Source organism: Mucilaginibacter sp. (assembly GCF_041660805.1).
Taxonomy (GTDB): domain Bacteria; phylum Bacteroidota; class Bacteroidia; order Sphingobacteriales; family Sphingobacteriaceae; genus Mucilaginibacter.
Genome location: NZ_JBAZVP010000032.1, coordinates 1 through 19,071 on the forward strand (window position 1 = coordinate 1; position 19,071 = coordinate 19,071).

25 protein-coding genes, 2 tRNA genes and 1 pseudogene are annotated in these 19,071 nt (G+C 40.9%); 15 read left to right on the forward strand and 13 right to left on the reverse strand.

Annotated features, from left to right (window positions below; all coding sequences use genetic code 11):
* From WC743_RS23910 to WC743_RS23955, 10 genes and pseudogenes are all read left to right on the forward strand, one after another.
* Positions 1 to 1,637: pseudogene (locus WC743_RS23910) on the forward strand (hypothetical protein); the annotation flags it as partial.
* Positions 1,637 to 3,625 (forward strand): hypothetical protein, encoded by a 1,989-nt coding sequence (locus tag WC743_RS23915; RefSeq protein WP_373016071.1) that lies wholly within the window; start codon positions 1,637 to 1,639, stop codon positions 3,623 to 3,625. The pseudogene WC743_RS23910 and the gene WC743_RS23915, both read left to right, overlap by 1 nt.
* Before the next feature lies 1 nt (position 3,626).
* Complete coding sequence (locus WC743_RS23920) at positions 3,627 to 4,589, forward strand: hypothetical protein (protein ID WP_373016072.1); 963 nt, start codon at positions 3,627 to 3,629, stop codon at positions 4,587 to 4,589.
* A gap of 2 nt (positions 4,590 to 4,591) precedes the next feature.
* The gene (locus tag WC743_RS23925; protein WP_373016073.1) at positions 4,592 to 5,029 is read left to right on the forward strand and encodes a hypothetical protein; all 438 of its coding nucleotides are present in this window, start codon (positions 4,592 to 4,594) and stop codon (positions 5,027 to 5,029) included.
* Positions 5,026 to 7,767 (forward strand): beta strand repeat-containing protein, encoded by a 2,742-nt coding sequence (locus WC743_RS23930; protein ID WP_373016074.1) that lies wholly within the window; start codon positions 5,026 to 5,028, stop codon positions 7,765 to 7,767. The genes WC743_RS23925 and WC743_RS23930 overlap by 4 nt, the downstream gene beginning before the upstream one ends.
* 6 nt (positions 7,768 to 7,773) lie before the next feature.
* Entirely contained in the window at positions 7,774 to 8,037 is a 264-nt protein-coding gene (locus WC743_RS23935) for a hypothetical protein (protein WP_373016075.1), read from the forward strand.
* A gap of 369 nt (positions 8,038 to 8,406) precedes the next feature.
* Positions 8,407 to 8,652: a hypothetical protein gene (locus WC743_RS23940; protein WP_373016076.1), complete on the forward strand. Its 246-nt coding sequence runs from the start codon at positions 8,407 to 8,409 to the stop codon at positions 8,650 to 8,652.
* Positions 8,649 to 8,903, forward strand: a complete 255-nt coding sequence (locus WC743_RS23945; protein ID WP_373016077.1) for a hypothetical protein — start codon at positions 8,649 to 8,651, stop codon at positions 8,901 to 8,903. Before WC743_RS23940 ends, WC743_RS23945 begins: the two co-directional genes overlap by 4 nt.
* A 400-nt stretch (positions 8,904 to 9,303) precedes the next feature.
* Positions 9,304 to 9,768 carry a M15 family metallopeptidase gene (locus tag WC743_RS23950; protein ID WP_373016078.1) on the forward strand — a complete coding sequence of 155 codons (465 nt, stop codon included), beginning with the start codon at positions 9,304 to 9,306 and terminating at the stop codon, positions 9,766 to 9,768.
* 3 nt (positions 9,769 to 9,771) lie between these two features.
* Positions 9,772 to 10,050: a hypothetical protein gene (locus WC743_RS23955; RefSeq protein WP_373016079.1), complete on the forward strand. Its 279-nt coding sequence runs from the start codon at positions 9,772 to 9,774 to the stop codon at positions 10,048 to 10,050.
* A 59-nt stretch (positions 10,051 to 10,109) separates the two neighbouring features.
* Here WC743_RS23955 and WC743_RS23960 read toward each other — a convergent pair whose 3' ends face one another.
* From WC743_RS23960 to WC743_RS23975, 4 genes are all read right to left on the reverse strand, one after another.
* Positions 10,110 to 10,319, reverse strand: coding sequence for a hypothetical protein (locus tag WC743_RS23960; protein WP_373016080.1), 210 nt, complete (start codon positions 10,317 to 10,319; stop codon positions 10,110 to 10,112).
* 41 nt (positions 10,320 to 10,360) lie between these two features.
* The gene (locus WC743_RS23965) at positions 10,361 to 10,558 is read right to left on the reverse strand and encodes a hypothetical protein (RefSeq protein WP_373016081.1); all 198 of its coding nucleotides are present in this window, start codon (positions 10,556 to 10,558) and stop codon (positions 10,361 to 10,363) included.
* Positions 10,559 to 10,602: 44 nt separating this feature from the next.
* A complete protein-coding gene (locus WC743_RS23970; protein ID WP_373016082.1) occupies positions 10,603 to 10,854 on the reverse strand; it encodes a hypothetical protein in 252 nt (83 codons plus the stop codon).
* Positions 10,855 to 11,049: 195 nt separating this feature from the next.
* A complete protein-coding gene (locus tag WC743_RS23975; protein ID WP_373016083.1) occupies positions 11,050 to 11,217 on the reverse strand; it encodes a hypothetical protein in 168 nt (55 codons plus the stop codon).
* Between the two features lie 75 nt (positions 11,218 to 11,292).
* Here WC743_RS23975 and WC743_RS23980 point away from each other — a divergent pair, with 75 nt between their 5' ends.
* From WC743_RS23980 to WC743_RS23990, 3 genes are read left to right on the forward strand one after another with little or no spacing between them, the layout of a single operon-like run.
* Positions 11,293 to 11,520 carry a hypothetical protein gene (locus WC743_RS23980; protein WP_373016084.1) on the forward strand — a complete coding sequence of 76 codons (228 nt, stop codon included), beginning with the start codon at positions 11,293 to 11,295 and terminating at the stop codon, positions 11,518 to 11,520.
* Positions 11,510 to 11,734 carry a hypothetical protein gene (locus tag WC743_RS23985; RefSeq protein WP_373016085.1) on the forward strand — a complete coding sequence of 75 codons (225 nt, stop codon included), beginning with the start codon at positions 11,510 to 11,512 and terminating at the stop codon, positions 11,732 to 11,734. The genes WC743_RS23980 and WC743_RS23985 overlap by 11 nt, the downstream gene beginning before the upstream one ends.
* Entirely contained in the window at positions 11,731 to 12,018 is a 288-nt protein-coding gene (locus tag WC743_RS23990) for a hypothetical protein (protein ID WP_373016086.1), read from the forward strand. The genes WC743_RS23985 and WC743_RS23990 overlap by 4 nt, the downstream gene beginning before the upstream one ends.
* Here the strand turns inward: WC743_RS23990 and WC743_RS23995 are convergent.
* The 9 genes from WC743_RS23995 to WC743_RS24035 all read right to left on the reverse strand — a co-directional run bounded on the left by WC743_RS23995 (position 12,015) and on the right by WC743_RS24035 (position 16,388).
* A complete protein-coding gene (locus WC743_RS23995; protein WP_373016087.1) occupies positions 12,015 to 12,284 on the reverse strand; it encodes a DUF6378 domain-containing protein in 270 nt (89 codons plus the stop codon). The two genes, WC743_RS23990 and WC743_RS23995, sit on opposite strands and share 4 nt — an antisense overlap.
* Positions 12,281 to 12,505 (reverse strand): hypothetical protein, encoded by a 225-nt coding sequence (locus WC743_RS24000; protein ID WP_373016088.1) that lies wholly within the window; start codon positions 12,503 to 12,505, stop codon positions 12,281 to 12,283. Before WC743_RS24000 ends, WC743_RS23995 begins: the two co-directional genes overlap by 4 nt.
* A 48-nt stretch (positions 12,506 to 12,553) precedes the next feature.
* A complete protein-coding gene (locus WC743_RS24005) occupies positions 12,554 to 13,114 on the reverse strand; it encodes an ssDNA-binding protein (protein WP_373016089.1) in 561 nt (186 codons plus the stop codon).
* Between the two features lie 39 nt (positions 13,115 to 13,153).
* The gene (locus WC743_RS24010) at positions 13,154 to 14,299 is read right to left on the reverse strand and encodes a DUF2800 domain-containing protein (protein WP_373016090.1); all 1,146 of its coding nucleotides are present in this window, start codon (positions 14,297 to 14,299) and stop codon (positions 13,154 to 13,156) included.
* A complete protein-coding gene (locus tag WC743_RS24015) occupies positions 14,299 to 14,880 on the reverse strand; it encodes a hypothetical protein (RefSeq protein ID WP_373016091.1) in 582 nt (193 codons plus the stop codon). The genes WC743_RS24010 and WC743_RS24015 overlap by 1 nt, the downstream gene beginning before the upstream one ends.
* 6 nt (positions 14,881 to 14,886) lie before the next feature.
* Positions 14,887 to 15,303 carry a hypothetical protein gene (locus tag WC743_RS24020; RefSeq protein ID WP_373016092.1) on the reverse strand — a complete coding sequence of 139 codons (417 nt, stop codon included), beginning with the start codon at positions 15,301 to 15,303 and terminating at the stop codon, positions 14,887 to 14,889.
* A gap of 165 nt (positions 15,304 to 15,468) precedes the next feature.
* Positions 15,469 to 15,558: transfer RNA gene (locus WC743_RS24025), tRNA-OTHER, on the reverse strand.
* Between the two features lie 66 nt (positions 15,559 to 15,624).
* Positions 15,625 to 15,697, reverse strand: a tRNA-Phe gene (locus WC743_RS24030).
* 439 nt (positions 15,698 to 16,136) lie between these two features.
* The gene (locus WC743_RS24035; RefSeq protein WP_373016093.1) at positions 16,137 to 16,388 is read right to left on the reverse strand and encodes a hypothetical protein; all 252 of its coding nucleotides are present in this window, start codon (positions 16,386 to 16,388) and stop codon (positions 16,137 to 16,139) included.
* Positions 16,389 to 16,437: 49 nt separating this feature from the next.
* Here WC743_RS24035 and WC743_RS24040 point away from each other — a divergent pair, with 49 nt between their 5' ends.
* Together WC743_RS24040 and WC743_RS24045 are read left to right on the forward strand one after the other, a co-directional pair.
* A complete protein-coding gene (locus tag WC743_RS24040) occupies positions 16,438 to 16,638 on the forward strand; it encodes a hypothetical protein (RefSeq protein ID WP_373016094.1) in 201 nt (66 codons plus the stop codon).
* Positions 16,631 to 18,865, forward strand: coding sequence for a DNA polymerase (locus WC743_RS24045; protein ID WP_373016095.1), 2,235 nt, complete (start codon positions 16,631 to 16,633; stop codon positions 18,863 to 18,865). Before WC743_RS24040 ends, WC743_RS24045 begins: the two co-directional genes overlap by 8 nt.
* Positions 18,866 to 19,071: the final 206 nt, after the last annotated feature.

Below are 19,071 nucleotides of genomic sequence, written 5' to 3' on the forward strand. Positions count from 1 at the left end.
CCGGTTTGCAAGGTTATGAATTAGCTATTCAAAAAATAAAAAATAACTATGTCAGCATCAATGCCGAAATAGATAAACAGGAACAAAAGTTAAACGCTCTTTCGCGGAAAAAACTTACCCCTTTCCAAAGAGGTGAATTAGTAGATAACCGTAATAAAGTAACAACTGCCAGGGGAGGTGCCGCTGCTTCACAAGAAAAAGAGCTGGCAGACGCTCAAATAGCGGAAGCAGAAAGAGTAGTTAATGAAATACAGCGCATAAACAACCAGTTTGGAGTAAAGCAGGAACAAAGTCGTAACCGGGAATTGGCAGGCATCGAGAAGTTATACGATGCGGAAGTAGTTAAAGCTAAAGGTAATTCAGAAATTCTTAGCGCCTTAGATACCGGCCGTTTGGCTGCTATTGATGCTATCAACCAAAAATACCTGCTTAAAGAGCAACAACTCCAAGATGGTATAGCTGCTATAGCCGAAACTGCGAACGCCGAACTTAACAATGGTGAAGCGCAACGTACTGCCCGTATAGCAGCGGAATACAATAAACGCAAATTAGCATCTGCCCGATATTTTGACGAATTGCGTAAAATAAGTCCTGAAAGGTCAGGCGAGTTTAATCAGTTACAGGCGCAGGTTAATTTATTGCTTGACGCGGTAAGCTTTAAAAAGCAATCCGAAGTGTTGTCAAAAGACTTTGCCAATGCCATGCAGCAGGGGATTAGCACCTTTGCGCAGAATTTCTACACTGCTATCACAACTTTAGGTGAACAGCGTTCGGCTATTGACCTGAAGTACGATTTGCAACTTGAACAGGCAGCGGACGAAAGTTCCCGTAACCAGATCAACCGCTTACGTGAATTGGAGAAAGCTACGACCACATCGTTTGGGGCGATATTCAGTTCGTTATCTCAAAGTTTGCTGCAAACGTTTAACAAATCTATATTCGACAGTTTTACCAAACGGCTGACCGAGAATTTAGGTAATACTTTAATAGGTCCAAGCACACCTCCTGTTCAAAATCTTACCAGGGGGATAGATGCCGCAGTTAGTAAATTTAATTTAGCTACTGCAGGCGCAGGAACGTCTATAGCAACGGCTTTAACTGTAGCAGGTGTTAGTTTTTCATCTTCTACGGACGCCGCAGGTAATATATTAATAAATAAAGCTACCACTGCCGGAGGGCAGTTAACTAAAGGGGTAACCACTGCCTTGGCCGGACTTAGTGTAGCCGGAGGTTTGGTATCAGGGATTACGTCAAAAACAAGTACTGTAGGGCAAGGGATAGGTGGAGCATTATCTGGTGCAGGTAGCGGAGCTTTAATAGGTTCGGCAATAGCCCCCGGCATAGGTACGCTAATAGGCGGAATTGCAGGTGGAATAATAGGTGGTATAAGTGGTATTTTCAGCGCCTCTAAAGCAAAGAAACAGGAAGAATTACAGAAGGCGCAGCTGGCCGAGCAGCAGAAACAATCCTCTTTGTTACAGCAACAACTTGCTTATACCGCTACCGTTATAGGTAGGGTAACGGCCGAAGGTACTTTAACGCAAATATCAATAGATGCTTATGGTAAGCTGGTAGCTACTTTAAGCGGTAAGGACATACAGTTGGCGCTGGACAGGACAGCTAAATCAAGAATATAATGGGTGTTAAGTACAGATGTGAATATAAGGCTTTTGACAACTCTGAATGGAAAATAGAGTTGTCCCTGAACAGCTATGTGGACACTATCATAGATTTATATTCTGTATCTGAGCAGCCTGCCATCCCCAATTACGATAGTGAGGAAAGCGACGATGTGTACTCGCCTTTTGTAAAATCCTCCGTCGATATGTCTTTTTATAACCGGAACGGTGAGATCAACATATCTGAGCTTCAATTGGCAAAGGATAAAGATTTTATTGTTAACATATATAAGGATGGGCCTTTGTATTGGACAGGATATATAGTTAGCGGGGGTTTAGAACGCCCACTTAGCGGATCTGTTGAAACGGTTAACCTTACCGCGATTGACGGTTTAACGCTACTTGACGAAATCCCATACGTACACCAAGACCTTCCTGTAGACGTGTTAAACACGATACACGTCCGCTGCCCCATGAATTATATGCGTCAGATACTTTTCAGTAACCTGGGTATTTCACTACCTATCCGGTGGAGTAATAACCTGCGATGCACTGCATTTAACGATGATATGTTCGCGGGGCAATTGGCATGGGGTGTAGATGACCTCGGATTGTATTCTTACCAGTCCGATGATAGTGGCACTAAGTTAACCCCTAAAAGTTGTGGGTATATATTGCGGGGTTTTGTAAAATCAGCAGGGTGCAGGATATACCAGGCGGGAGGTCGGTGGAATATTCGCCGTGTTAATTTGATCCCGTCCAAATCTTTTGGTTTTAAGCAGATACCCGGCTCTTTAGGTCCTTTGGTAATTACTTCCGGTACGGATACTATCGGTAAAATGATAGGTAGTAATAATACCGGAGCGTATCCTTTTATAAAAGAGGACGCTAAAGTATTGGTAGAACCAGGCTTAAAATCAGTTAAAGTAGAATACGAAGCTAACGTTCCGGAGAACGCTTTGCCTAACGGTAGCCAGGATAAAGTAACTGCTGCCCCCGCCCGACCATATTACTGGGGCTTTCCGGATGATACTTTAGGCTTAGGGCTGTCACAGGCGTCTATTGACGGGCGAACAGGGTATGCAACGGAGATATTTAATCCAGGTGCTATACCAGTGAGTGCGGATAAATATTTTGTTATCAACCCTGTCAGTCAAACGGAGTTTGGCTTGCCCCTCGATGGCAAGATACTGGTGCCTAAAATACAGTTTGGGTTTGTGTTCTCTATTATGTCCGGCTTTCCTTTTAATGTGGATGGTACGATTAATTTTGCCACAAGGCCACTGAAGATACAGGTTATCTTAAACACTTATTTCGGCGTTTATTATCTCAATGAGAACGGTTTTTGGGTGCCTGATAATACTTACATAGGTATTGTTCCGGATACTCCTGTAAGGCCCAATGATTCTGTCAGAATAGATTTTAACCGTTTCCAGGGCATTTTAATGCCTGAACCTGCGGATGAACTGGATACAACAAAAGAGTACAGCCTGAAGGTCAGATTTGTAGCTTCTAATGACCAGTTTTACATAGTTGATAATATCTATGTAAATATTGAACAAAATAACGATATTTACGAGGCGGGCATTACCGAAACTACTAACACTAAAACAGAAGAAGTTTCTTTAGATATCAGCAGTTCTTATGGAGGGTATATGGCAAGTAACTTTATGACCTCTTGGGTGGAAAGCGGCAGGGAGTTTATGTTTAGCGAAGGGGCATTTACCACAGGATCCTTAACCTCTATTTTGGCAAGGGCGATTATGCGATGTAAGGCGCAAGCGCAAAATAAGATAGACCTGACCATAAATGTACGTAATCTGAACTGGACATTTGACGAGTTTTATACTGTCGTAACTTTTGGCACGAGTGTTTTTGTGCCTGTTAAAGCGTCCTATAATACGGATACCTGCGAAGTAAAGATGACTATTATAGAATGCAGAAATCACAACGTGGAATTATATACAAAACATTACGGAAGTAATGATAAACTATTAAGTAACTGATATGGCTGACACTATACTATACGCCAGGGTAAAGCAGAAAAAAGCTACGGAAGCGGTATGGTTGGCCAATCCGCTTATTTTACTGGATGGGGAAGTGGCGTATGTAGTTGATCCTGTTGATCCAGCAGTTGTTACGAATTATAAAATAGGTGTCGGGGATAAAACCTTCGCTGAATTACCTTACGTTATTCATTATGCAGTTGACGCTACTTATCAACCCGTAAAACGGTTTATTGGTGTTAGCACTAATCAAGTTATCACCGGACTATTTAAATATGGCACAGAGCTTAATAAGATACTTTTCTTTAATACAGCGGCGGTTTCACTTACTATTCGTGTAGGTACTACTCCGGGGGATGCTGATTTAGGTGAATTTATTTTTAGTAATAGCGCCCGGGTATTGGATATAGCTTATCTTTTTGAAAGCACCGAAACTGTTTATATCAGCGGCATTACCGGATTATGCAGTTTCTTTGTAAATTACACTCCGTATAACGATACGCCAGCTATTCCGCCCGAAGGGGCAACTGCAGTATTCAGATATCCTAAAGGGCACTTTGGTTATTTTTATAATTTATACGCAGGGCACTTGGAAGAAAACTTCGATACTTCTACCGGCGCCGGACTGGCAGGAACGAGTTTCGAGAATTGTGCCTTGACAGGAACCGGGGATTTAGTCGATTTTACCGATGCGTATGTTGTGGGCATAAATGCAGGAGGGGATCCACAATCTTTAACAGGAAATACGAATAATACTATTACTCTTGTCACTAATAATCTTCCACCTATCCCATTCGTAGAAGGGTTAGATTCTAAAGCGGGGTCGGCAGGTATATTTGTGAAAAGCAATGTTAATCCCGGGCCTCGTGGTAGTATGATCACACAATTAGGTGGGATAAGTGCGCCTATTAACACTCAGCCGAAGTCAATAAAAATGTATAGTTTTGTAGCAATAGCAGATTAATTATGTCCTCAAGAACCTTACAAACGGAAGAAATACAATCCCTTACAGGGGTTATTCTTGCTTCTTCTGAAAGCAGGTACGCTATATCCGGAACATTAGGGATAGATGACCTTGCAGGTAATGAAAATGTTACTAAGGATATGCTTTTAGCGGCTATCGGATTTTTATATCCTACTCCTGTATATTTAACTGTAGGTACTGGAACTCAATTAAGTTCTGTTACTAATGATGAAGGAGAAACTACTTGGGCTTACCGAATAGATTATGAGGATCCTGCATTTTTCAATTTTGGACTAATCCCCACCGTGGCTGTATTACGGGGGTTAACATGCAATTTTGTATCGTGGTTTTGCGATGGGGTTAATTTGGATATTTATTTACCTGACTATAATGATACCGGTGAAACTACTGAATCATATTCATTAAAAATAGCTTTATGAGAAAATTACTTTTTATATTTTTACTATTTCCTTTTGTGGTTAATGCCCAAATTACACCAGCTTCAATGGATAGCATTCCTAATCCACCAACAGGCGCTTCATACACTCCAAGCTTTAGGGCTTTTTCATATGGAGGATACGACTTCGTTCAATACAGGTTAGGAACCTCTTCTAAATGGTACACCTTTTCAGTTGATAAAAATACAAGAGCTGGATATGGAGGTTTAAATAAAGATAACTTCTACACAGGTTATAATAACTTCCAAGATGTTGGTATGAGAACTTTAGCCTTATCGTCTTATGGAGTAAGTCTCATACCGGGTGATATTGTGGCGGGTAACTTAGCGGTAGCATCCAGTAATATGGGTCCATTTATAGGCACGTCGGCCTACCGTGATTCTGAGCCAACCTTTAGGTGGGGAGAACGTGCTGGTGGTGGAGCTTATGTTGTTCAAAAATGGAATGGCTCTGGTTATGTGGATATTTTGGTAGCTGGTGTTGGTGATAGCACGTGCGTTACAAAACCGCAGCTTGATAATGCTATTGATAGCTTATCGTCTTTGAAATTCAATATAAATAGTAATAATGTATCTATCGGAAATAATATATTTATCACTCCCGACAGTCTTAATGCAATACAAATTACAAATGGTGCATTACAAATAGAGCATCAAAATGCCACGGGAATAGGCCAAGCCTCTTCAAAAATAAGTTTTGAACAAGGTGGAGTTAATATTCAATCATCTGGAACTGGCGGTAGTGATATAAATAGTTTATTCATTGACAGCTTGAGTGCTAAAGTGCTTACATCTAATGGCAATGGATTAGTATATGACAGTTATGTAAATTCATTCCCTTTTAATCCTGCCGATAGCTCATTTGTGACTAAAAAATGGGTGGAGGATAGAAGTCCAGATAGTACAACTATTGCCGGAACTTATTTTAGGTTATTTGGTGATAATTTAGCTGTTGGAGATAATAATTTGCTAACCTCTGATTTCTCTGGTGGATTATTAATGAATAATACCTCACTGACTTTACAGCGTACAAGTTCAGATGGACTTAAGTCGGCATCAACAAGAATAACTGGTACTGGAGCGATAATTCAGTATAATAATAATGTTACATCATCCTATAATGCTTTATCAGCAGATACATTGGGTGTTAGAGTTATTACCAATGATGGCAGAGGTATTTACTATAGTTCATCCAATGGTACACATTTATTTAATCCTACCGATAGCTCACTGGTTACTAAAGATTATGTTGATGCGGCTATAATTTCAGGTAGTGCAGGTTTTGTCCCCAATACCCGCCAAATATTAAACGGTTACGGCATACAAGGCGGTGGCACATTAGCCGCCGACAGAACGCTATCTATTGATACCACTGTTATTCCTTCAAAAACTTTTTTAAATTCTACTTATATAAAAAATACCACAACACAACAATCCGGTTATAATTTCAATATCAGCGGTGTTGGACAAGTTGGGAATTTTGGTATAGGTGTAGCACCCGGCTCTAGGCCTTTATCGATTGGAAAAAGCCTAACCGATTCAGGATTAATTAGATTGCAAAATATAAGTTCTTCGGGATATACTTCGTTTGATTACTACGATAATGCAGGGTTATTACAAAATGCCACAGGTTATGGGAATACAGGTGTAGCAATGGCAGCTTTACAAGGTGTTAATTATCACACTTCCTTTCAAAATGCGCCATATACATGGCTCTTTGGTTCGGCTGTAGAAAAGATGCGGTTAAATACTACGGGGTTAGGAATTAACACAACATCACCATCGCATAGTATAACTATTGGTTCGACTGGTACGGGGGTTGCAGCTTATAATACGGCAGATCAAACTACAAATTTTGAACGTGTAAGAGATTTTTGGAGTACTAATATTCTTACAAGGCAAACAGAAGCAGGTGGCACAGGTGTCATTCGCAATCAGGCTTTTGTATCTGGAGGTACAAACTTTTCTTTAGGCTCACAATTAGGCGCAACCGCTCAATCTGTTTTTTACTTTAATAGAGCAGGTACAGCAGCACTAAATTTGTTAGAAATTAGTCATTTGGATGCTGTTGCATCATCTGGTAATCAGAATATATTGCTTTTGGGAAGCAAAATTTCTCAAACTGGTAGTGCGGGATATACTGGTATTAAAATTAGTACTTGGGAAAATACTTTAGGTAGTGGTTCTAAATACTTTTTAGATTTAGGTACAAATACCGCTTTAGGCGGAAGTGGGACACACACAAGAAAGTTTTCAATTGATAATACAGGCGTACTTATGGCCGCAGGAGGTTCTTTTGTGGCAAGCCCAACAGCACCTACACCTACCGTGGGAGACAATACTACTAAATTGGCTACTATGGCCGCTTTACAAGCTTCAATTACAGGACTTATAATAGGAACGCCTACAATATTAGCAGGTGCCGGAGCGGGAACAGCGCCAACAGTAAGCGTAACAACAAACGGCAAAGGCTTACAAGTAACTGTAACAACCGGTACATTGCCAACTGGTACTAATGCAACAATAGCAACGGTTACATTGGCTAATGCTTTATCATATACTCCATATCCTGTATTTGCCCCTGCAAATGGAGCAACTGCCTTATTAAACGGTGCAAGTATGGTGTACATGACAAGTACGGGTACCGCTAATGTTACTATTACATCGGGTACAACAGCATTAGTTGCAGCAACCACATATGTATTTAATATAACTTTATAAATAATCATGGAAAACAAACAATTAAAACTAAGTATCTTTTCATCAATATTCGCAGTAGTATTGAAACCATTAATCAAAGCGGCCAAAGAGCATTTCAAAGAAAATGCACTGGAATGCGTGATTGAAATTATTACAAAGCTGTTTGATAAGGATGAAGAAGTTACGACTAACGGAGTTCCTATAGAGACACCATATCAAAGGTGTGTAAGAGAGCATTCGGGACAGAATGGTGATTGTACATCAGATGGAACATGGATACCTCTAACATAAAGGCTACAATAACGGGTATATGCTTGTGCGTGTTTCTAATTTCGCATACAGTATATACCTATTATTTAGGGCATGTTTATTTAGAACGGCACTACTTTGATTTATGGAGGGCTTGCAATTATTTCTTCATCATGTCAAGTGGGTATATTTTATATAAATTTACAATCAATTCGTTTATTCAGTTACAGTTTATGAAAGTGTCTGTTTATGTTATATTATTTACCTTACTTATTACTATGCTAACGACAACAAAAATTATAAAGTCACCCTATATGCTTATGACTGTTGTTGATGTTGGCACTATATTTACCACTATAGCAATATTAACATCAGCGATACGCCATGGTTTATTCAAAACAAAAATATAATATGCCTATACCGCCAAATCACGAAGTAGGATGGTTTGAAATTCTTGCATTCGCACAATCAGTAACTCCGTGGTTTATTTTGGGAGGTGTATTTTGGCGCCTGATAGACAGGGTCGTAAAACACTATGCAGATGGCAGGGCGGCTGAAATGAATAAGCTGATAGACGCTAAGACAGATCCCCTAAAGATATCAATTGACAAACTAACTGACGCTGTAAATAAGCTAACATACGCAAGCAAACCATGACAACGATAGATAACAAACAGTTGAACGGCATTACCATTAAGATAGCTCTTGGCGTACTGTTCTTTACGGTCTCTGTAACGTGGACAATAAGTCAAGGGCTAAATAGTATCAACAATAGTATTGGGGCTGTCAGAACAGAGCTACATACTGCTATTGACAGTGTTAAGAACAAGCAATCTCAACGTGCCTTTCAAGCGGACTTACACTTCCAACAGTTAGAGGCAAAGATGGATTTACTGGTTTCTAAATAACGCAATTGTGAACCTGTTTCAGTACTTGTAAACTTCTCCAAATACGTGCAAAATCACCCTTGCTGTACTGTGAGAAGTTACTAAACAAATAATCCTCAATTCTCTTTATTTCGGCTGGTATTGTGACGGTATCCAACATGTCAGACAGTTCGTCAAAAGTGTATATTATCATGGTATAAATGTAGTGACATGACCCCTGTTACTGCTACACAAATTCAGCACATAATCAGCACACTTTTTAAAATTGAAAATAATTAATTACTTTTGATATATGAACAGTGATGATTACCAAGAGTTTAAACGTCAACGGAGAACAGGAAATTACTTGTTACTATTGATTGGTACTATACTGATAATGATTATTTATCTAATGGCTAAATATTATAATTTAGAATCATAAATGGAGACGACATCTATAAAACGATTAGGCACGTTACATCCTGCTATCAGAGATAAAGCAATAGAGGCGTATTACGAGGCCGTGAAGCTAACGCCAATTGGTGTACACCCATTCATAACCCAAACTACAAGAACGTTCGCTGAGAGCGATGCATTATACGCTAAAGGCAGGACAAAGCCAGGATCAATAGTTACCAATGCAAGAGCCGGCCAATCTTATCATAACTACTCATTGGCTTTGGACTTCATGCTGCAAATAGACGGTAAAGATAGCTGGGTAGTTGATAAAAACTGGATAGTAGTTGTGAATGTATTTAAGTCACACGGTTTTAAGGCGGGTATTGATTTTAAATCTTTCCCTGATGCACCGCATTTTGAAATGACGTTTGGTCTGAATTGGAGAGAAATGTTAAGACGGCATAATGCAAAGGAGTTTATAGAGGGAACAAATTACATTAAAATATAAACTATGGCGACAGTAAGGTTATCTAAAAAGTTTACGTTAGCGGGGAGTGACCTGTTAAGAGGATTATTAATGGCGGTATTAACACCTGTATTGGTAGTTGTGCAGCAATCCATTGAAAAAGGTTCACTGGTATTCAATTGGCAACAGTTAGCTATGGCTGCAGTAGGTGGTGGAGTGGCTTATTTACTTAAAAACTTCTTTATAGAGCCTGCAAAGGTTATCACCACAACTACTAACACCAAGGCTGAAAACGCTGCTACAAACATTAAAGAAGTCGTATAATCACCCCTGCTAATTAAAAAGCCCCTTTCTGTTATGATTGGAGCTTTGATGGTTCATTTTCAATTTGATTTATAATTATCGTAGTCTGTAATTTCGTCAGTAACAAAACCTGTTGAGATCATATCAACCTTACAGTACCCCATCCCGTTATTATCGCATCGCATCTGTGCATCTGCTACAGAAATACCTTCCACTACAGGGCCATGATAATTTTTCAATTTATTTGTTTTAGGACAGACGGCTTTTATTGTGGTTATGTATTTGTTCATGGTTTTGCTTTTTAAGGTGGTGTTATTTGACCACTTATGATTTATTTATACTCGGTGTATACGATATCTAAATCTAACAATTCTTCATAAGTGCCATGCGCTATTATATCGCTGTCAATACTTACGCCAATGATAGAACCAATGGATGTAACTGGCTTATCTCCAAAAATTGTTTCGTACTGTATTTCTTGCCCTAAATATTGCGCAAAGAACAGTGCTTTTGCTTGTTGTAAATTCATAATCTTTTTTCTTACTTTTTAAACTGTTTATTAATGGGTGGGGGTTAAATGATATGACTTGTCTCATACCACTTGAATAGTAAATGCGCTGGCTCTTTTCCATTAAACTCTTTATCGCCCATATCAGAGATTGGCACGCCAAACATAAGTTGATATTGAATATCCGATATAGTAATAATGGTATCATATAACCATGTATTTGTAGCTATTGCAAATCTTGTAGCTACTGGTTTTTGTTTAAGCAGTTCTTTTTGTACAATAGATCTTTCTAATTGGTTCATTATTTTTTTTTTCATATCGTTTTTCTTTTACTCTCCTTCCACTCACAATACAAAGCTATACCAATCAACAAAGGGCATAGGATAAGGGCTATGATGGTGATGGTGGTTTTCATGATTTTTTAAAATTAATGGCTTTGCCGCAACGGATACATTTAAAACTCCGGAAAGATTTGTGCAGCCAAAGGTGTCCGCCCAGGTAACATATTAGGTTCATGACTTTTTGATTAAATCATCCCAGTCACGGCCTTTTTGTTTAAGATCCTCTTTAAGCAGAGTTTCAATGTAGCCGGATAGTCCACCCTTAATACCTGATTGTTTAGCGTAAGTTGCCGCCGCCTTGCGTACCCCATCGTGTATGCTTATAGTTGTTTGTGCCATGGTTCAAATGTAAAACAATTTATTTATAAAACAAATATTGTTTATTTAAAATATATTTATTTACTTTGGGGTATTATGAAAATTGAAAAAATAGAAAACGGGTTTAGAGTTGCCCTTGACGAAGCTACCAGTATGGAAATTTCGGATAAAACTCTTATAACCTTTATAGAGGCTGAGGACTTAAACCAAATGTATATTGTAGACGAACTTATAACTGTTTGTCCGGTTAATTTATTAAAAGATAATTACCATAACGTTATTGAGTTATGGGTAGCTAAACAGGAGGAAAATTATGCAGTATAGTGATTACATCGCCTTATACCAGGCACAGAAAGAACGAGAAGCGCAGCTTGTAGATAAATACTCACAAACGCCTGAACCGGCATTAAATAATGCCCTGTGGAGCGTTACTGCTGTAGAGCGGCACAAATACCCGGATACAATGCTTTGGCTGCGTGTACTGGCCTGCGTCGCCATATTCAGCACCATTATCGCACTTTATTGCGCATTTGCATGACACTGGCAGAAGAAATACAGCTTCGCATAGATATATACGGGGGCCGGGAGGTTTTGGCTCGGGAGATTGACAGGGAGTGGGGCTTCTTTTTAGGAGGTAAAAATTTAACTATCACGCAGCGAAAAAGAGGTGCTACCTCGGTATGGTCAGTTAAGGATACACAGTATCTTTTGAAGGAGTATAAAAGAACTAAAATATCTGTACTAAGCCGTAGGTTGGGCAGATCCAAATTTGCTATAATGTCCCGCATGCACTATCTGCAAAATAAAAAGACCGCTGTTTAGGCGGTCTTTTCTTCATCCATCTTAGCTATACATCCGGCATAGCCTGCAATATCAACTATATTATCCCTGCCCGCTTTACTGATCTGCCTGGACATCTTTAGAGCGATCATACAGAGCCCGACCTGTTCCGCTGTTACTGGTACATCCAGTATAGTTGACCAAAACTTAGCTATCCGCTCAAAGCTGGCTGTAACCGGTCCGTAGGCTTTAGCCCGATCACCGTAAATGAGGCGGTTAGCTTCTTCTAAAACGTTTTCGTTACTCATAATTTGTCAAATTCTGTCTTATCAATTATAAGCAGTATAACTCTCTTATTATTTTGTTGTAGAGCAAGCTCTTGCGCAACTTCGCCTGGTACGCCGATAGTAACAGTACCATTGCTACCGTTTTTATTTACCGCCACAACTTGATTACAAATACCTATTTGTGCGGTGCCATGTTCGGTATCATGCTGATTAAGTTTATCTAATTTTTCAAAGAATCTCATAAAAATAAAACCCCCGACATTTCAGCCGGGGGTTGGTTAAAGGGTTAATTAATAAGCGTCTTCTTCGTCCTCGAACTCGGCGAACTTTTCAAGGTCTACGCCGCCTCCGCCTAAGCGTTCGCCATCTTTTACCTTTTGGATAGCTGAAAGGCCGATAGCTATACCAGGTCCGCCGGTTGGGTGGTTGTAAGCGTACAGGTTGATGCTTGCGCAACCGATTATACCTGAGTACACCTCGTCAGGGTCTGTGATCTGCATGCGCTTGCGGTCGATAACAATCAGCTTTTTGCTGCTGTTAGCGCCAACGAACATTGCATTTTGGTAAATTTCGTCGTCCTTTTCTTCGTCCCCGTCGCGAAAGGAAACACTTAGTTTCTTCGGTAGTTTACCGCCCCAAAGCGCTTGCGCCTCTTTGTTGTTTTTAAGGTCCTCAATAGCTGCCTCGATGGTAGCTATATCCTTTTTACACTTTACCTTATCAAAGATAAGTGATGCTCCGTAATTACTGCGGTCCGAGGTTGGGTTTGGCTCGAAAGCATAAAGATAACTGAATAATACATTAGGGCCTGTTACGATTTTAGCGCCTTGTACGAATTTCTGATTTGCCATTTTAATCTGTTTTTACTTGTTATTTATTTTTGTTAATTGTTATTCTTCGTCATCATACGAGATAAAATCACTCGCATGGTCTGAGGTAAACGCCGCACGGGGATCTGATACCGGCGCTAAAGTGGGTTTTCCATCTGGTTTGATAAGCATAGGTTCGACCAGTTCTTTAAACACTGGTTTGGTTAGCTTCTTTTCCATTTCACCAAGCGGAAGTAGAGCTGCAGGCTTGTAAATATCTTTATAGCCTTTATGCTGCAACTTATTGCCTATTGCTATCTCGTCGCTGTATTTGCGATTTGAACGCCCAAGTACAACTTTATATCCTGGCCATTCTTTGCCTTCAATAGCGGTGCTTAATATATGGGCGCTTACCGCCTCCAACCACTTCTTAAACTGGTCGCGCTTTTCAAGTATCTCTACTACTTCTTCGTCTGAAAGTAAATCCGCAGATTTAAAGTCCATCGCCTCCAAGGATAGGTTATACTCAGCTAATGCCCGGCATAACGGTTTTGCCCTGCAGAAGCCACAATGACGCCCTGGGTTAAATTCCCCCTCACCTTTATAGGCCAAAGCCGCTTTAGGTTTAAGTTCATTCTCTGCCCAGTCAAGCAGGTCTTTGACACTTATCTCCCAGGTAGATATGTTATCCAGTCGCGGCTGGTAAATGTTGATCTCGATCATATTAATATCGAAGATATGGCTGAACTCTTTGTAAGCGCCCAAGGCGTAAAGTTTAAGCTGCGGGTTATCTTCGGAATATACCGCAACACCTTTACCGTATTTAAGGTCCGACAGGCGCAGGATACCATTGCCTACAACAATCGCATCACCGGTACCATATCCTTCTTCCACGTAGTCGGTCATATCTAACCGCTGTTCAATGAACAGGTGGGTACCTGGCTTACACATCGCCCATACGAAATAAGCATACCCTTCGGCATAATCGTGCAGCTCTTTAGAGTAGTACTTGTTCTGCATGTGTTCGGCCAGGATAAGTTCCATTTGCGCCGTGGTGATCTCACCTGACAATTCACGCAATATGCACTCTCCTACTGCATGCGCCAGGGTACCTTCCTCTGCGAAGCTGGAAGACTTATTCTCGAACTGCTGTTCCAACCTTACGGAAGGTGTGCAAGCAAGCCACCGGCTCGCAGCCGATGGCGATAAGATTGCGTGGCCTGACATTATGCGATAGCGTTTAAAGCCTCCATAACTGCCGGGTATTGTTCAGCGGTTAATTGCGGCTTACCGTCCTTTTTAGAGATGGTAGCGCCGCCAAACTGGCTTTCAAATACAGCAAGCACTGCGTCACGTTTACCGCCACGTCCTAACTCCACACATTTTTTGGTAAGGTCTTCGGCAGTGATAGTTGCTTCACCAGTTTGTTCTTCTGCGGCAGGTGTTTCAACGTTCTCAGTTGACGCAGGTGGTTCTTCGGTACCGGTATTAGCTGCTAAAGCGGCCTCTGCTTCGGTATTAGCTGCTAAAGCGGCCTCTGCTTCGATCTCAGCTTTAGAACGGCGCTTGCGGGTAGGTTGTTCCGGCTTCGGTGCTTCTTCGCCTTTAGTAGCTTCTGTACGAGAAGCTTCTAAACGTTGTGTGTCGTCGTAAGCTTCTTTTAACAATACTGCGGTTTCATGGACCTTAGCATCAATTTCTTCTTTGGTTTGTTTAACAGCAGGGTTACCTACAGTTATACCTAAAAGGTCGAGCATTTCTTTACGTAAGTCCGCGCCTGTGGTGGCTCCAAAATTAATTGTTATCATGATTTTTTAATTGTTTGCGTAATATTGAGATTGAACAGCTTTAACCACCCAGTCCGGTAAATTGTATTCAGTTTGTATATCTTGGTCAATAAAGCTAAAATCTAAATGCGGGTATAGCTTTTTTGCTTCTTTTTTGGAAAGTTCTGCTAAAGGCAAAGTACCGTCAGACCTTCCTTCCGCCCATTGTTTTATTTGAAAATTAATACCAGCTTGACAAAGTAATAAAGCGGATAATAATTCAGGCTCTTTACAAGGTTTATTTACTCCTTCGCTTTGTATTTTATAAAAAACCTCTTTAGCGGTTAACCCGTTTAAATCCGGTATAGGTGCGTATTTAGGTTCTTTTGTACCGCAAAAATCAAAATTTTTAAGATTACTAATATAAAAATTATAATCCCTTTCAAACCCTTTAGAATATTTCATTTTACTCAATTTATCAATTTAAACATTTTAAATAAATACCGCCCAACCTTGCGTCGGACGGTATCCAGCCCTAATTACATTTATTATGCACCGACACAACCCCGCATCTGAGTAGATTGCGAGGCAAGTGACGGAGTTGTTAAACAATCACTCATTATGAAAAAGTGGTTAAAACGACAGGGATCGAACCTGTGTGACGAAGATCACGGGGGCCAAACCGCCGATCTTGTGCTTTACCAGTTAAGCTACGTTTTAACTTGACAGACTACTACCCCCGTCTGTCAGGGACTTAAGATTTTGACTTTCGTCTCACTTTGTTCGTGGGAACAACAGGGATCGAACCTGTGACAACCTGATCTTCAATCAGACACTCTACCAACTGAGTTACATTCCCGTTTTGCCCCGACTGTGCGAGGACTTTACTGCTTCTAAGCCCGAGGGCGTGTCAACTTCGCAGCTCTGTTTATCCTTCAGGCCCATGGCTACGTCTAAAACGTAGTGCCTCCTTTCAGGATTATCTTTAATAGTTACCCCGCTTATTCGGACAGGTCTTTGGAAGCTTTGCAACGCTTCCTCGACTGACAACCCTAAACTACACCGTCACTTACGTTTTTACACTGGTCAGTGGTGATCCGCCAAACGCTCACTTCTCCGGGGTATCAGCCCGGCGCTTTTCATGTCCGAGGCGGGGTAACTATTTATAAGCATTCAGTACGGGCATTTTCAAAGCGTTTCGCTGAATCGCTCAGCTTGTATATTTGGTTCCCGCGACGTGAGCCCTATCCTGCTTTCAGGGGACACTAACTTCTTCTCCCCTACGTCAACTGTTGCTTTTAATAAACTTCCTCTACCTGTTCAGCGCGGTACGCCTGGTAGTGGTCCCAATAACCTTCGGACTTTAAAAGTTCCTCGATTGCCTTCTCTACAAACTGCGTAGGTTTGATCAGGCTTTTCTTGTGGAACGGCCCGGTCTTGGGATCTATATATTTCTTCAGGACACCGTCTAAAGTGACCGTCAGTGGTAATCTTGTTCTGTTCTCATTTGCCATGCAACAAATATAGATAAATAAATATATTACTTGCAAGAAAAATTTAAATTATTTTTTCTTATGTTTGTATTAAACAATTAAAGATATGAAATATACTGTTATCACACCTGTAAGTCCTATGGAATATAAGGTATTAAAATCTAAAAGGGAGCACGGTTTAGAAAAGCCATTAGCTACAAGTTTTATAATTACCGAAGTTAACCGCGTAGAATGTTCAACATTAGAAGAAGCTACTACGGTAGCTGAAAATATAGCTTTATCTATTATACTTATATCTAATGATTAGTTTTGAACATATATTAGACCTCGACTTCGAAACGTGGTCCCCTACCGATATTAAAACAGCGGGAGCATATAAGTACGCGGAGAAAGCCGAGATACTCTTAATGTCCTACAGCATTGATGAAGGACCGGTAAAGGACGTTGACGTTTATCACAACGGTTTTCCCGAGAACATAAAAAAGCTGTTCACCGACCCGCGCTATAAAAAGCGTAGCCACAATGCCCCGTTCGAGAGGTCCATTATTTTCTGGTGCCTGGGCATTTACAGCCCGCCCGAACAATGGGAGTGTCTGCAGGTTAAAGCATCTATGGCTGGGCTCCCTATGTCACTGGACGGTTCTACATCTGCCCTCGGTTTGGTAGATAAAAAGGACTGGACAGGTCCAGCCCTTATCCGTTATTTCTGCATACCCTGCAAACCTACTGCCGCCAACGGCATGCGTACCCGTAACCTGCCCGAGCATGATATGGATAAGTGGCGCAAGTTTATCGGCTACTGTAACCAGGATGTTGTGGCGCAGATCGCAGAGGCTAAAGCGTTATCATGGTTTAAAATTCCGCCACTTGAACACCGTTTATGGTGTTTGGATCAAAAGTGTAACGAGCAGGGCATACGGGTAGATATGCAGTTAATACATAACGCTATCGAAATGGATGCTATATTCCGCGAGGCATTATTAAAAGAAGCCGTAGAGGTGACCGGGCTTAAAAATGCAAACAGTGTAGCCCAAATTAAGAAGTGGCTTTTTGAAGAAACTGGCGACCAGGTAAAAAGCCTGAGCAAAGGTGCTGTAGTTAAGCTAATGGATAAAGTAGAAAGTGAAAAGGCAAAACGCGTTTTAGAAATTCGTACTCTACTTGCCAAATCATCCATTAAAAAATATCAGGGTATGCTTGATATGGTCGGGCATGATGGACGTATCAGGGGAATTTTACAGTTCTATGGCGCAGGTAGGACCGGTCGAGACGCAGGACGCGGGGGTATCCAGGTTCAAAATCTTCCAAGAATATACCTTGATGAAGAAATGCTCGGACTGGCCCGACAGTTGGTGATGGGGAAAGACATTGATATGCTCGACCTTTGCTTCGGTAACCTGGCAGCTACGCTTTCACAACTTATACGAACTGCAATTGTACCTACAATCGGTAATAAGTTTATAGTAAGTGACTATTCAGCTATTGAGCTTTTGGTCAACTCTTGGCTATCAGGAGAGCAATGGGTTTTAAACGCTTTCAAAACTCACGGCAAATTATATGAAGCTACAGCATCAAAAATGTTTAACGTTCCGCTGGAAAGCATTGGTAAATCCTCTGATCTCCGGCAGCGGGGTAAGGTAGCCTCCCTTGCATTAGGGTATCAGGGAGCCGTAAACGCTTTAATTACCATGGGGGCTTTGGATCTGGGTATTAAAGAGGAAGAACTAAAGCCTATTGTCGATGCCTGGCGCAAAGCAAACCCCAACATTGTACAGTTCTGGTGGGATTTAGAGCGGGCCGCTAAAATAACCCTTAAGCACGGTAGCAGTAATCCGGTGGGAGTTAAAGGCGTAAGGTTTGACTATAAAAATAAAAACTTGCTCATGTATCTCCCTTCGGGTAGATTTCTCTGCTACCATGGAGCGCATTTAAAAGAGGTGTGGATTTCTAAAGGTCGGATATTAGGGTATACTACTGGACCCGCGAAATTAGGTGCCATTACCTTATCTGCGGAGTTGATCCAAAGAATACAATCACTATCAAAAGAGCAGATTGAAAAACATACATGGTCGGAAACCGAAGATCAATACGCCTATTGGTACGATGTAAATGATCAAGGGCAAATATATTTACCATATTTAGGTAAAGTTAAAAACACCTATTTTAAAATGTCAGATGGACGTAGCGTTCCTTATGATGATTTAGAGGTAATTCTGAGTATTCAAAGAAAGGAACTTATTTTATTCTGGGCTATTAACCAAACTACTAAACAATGGGCGCTATCCAGTACCTACGCCGGAAAATTAGCGGAGAATTGTGTACAGGCGACGGCCCGCGATATTCTTATGAATGGTGTTATAAACTTGGAAGAAGCCGGGTATGACGTTGTAATGCGCGTACATGATGAAGTTGTGGTTGATAGCCCTATAGGTACTCTAGACGACGTAAACACTTTAATGGTAAAACCTGCGGCATGGATGAAAGGTTTGCCTCTAAAAGCTGCCGGATTTGTAGGGAAATATTATCAGAAATAATGTATCTTTACATCACTGCGAGGCCACGGAAGTACGGATGGAACCGTAACATTAATATTGGATTTACCGTGAATGATAAGCGCCCGTACCAGTATCCCCACCGACAGCGTTAAAACGACCTAATCCATCGGGTAAAAGCATTGACAGGTATCTAAGGCGTAGGACTTGCGAACTACGAGCAGGCAAGCGCAAAACTAAAAAGGAGC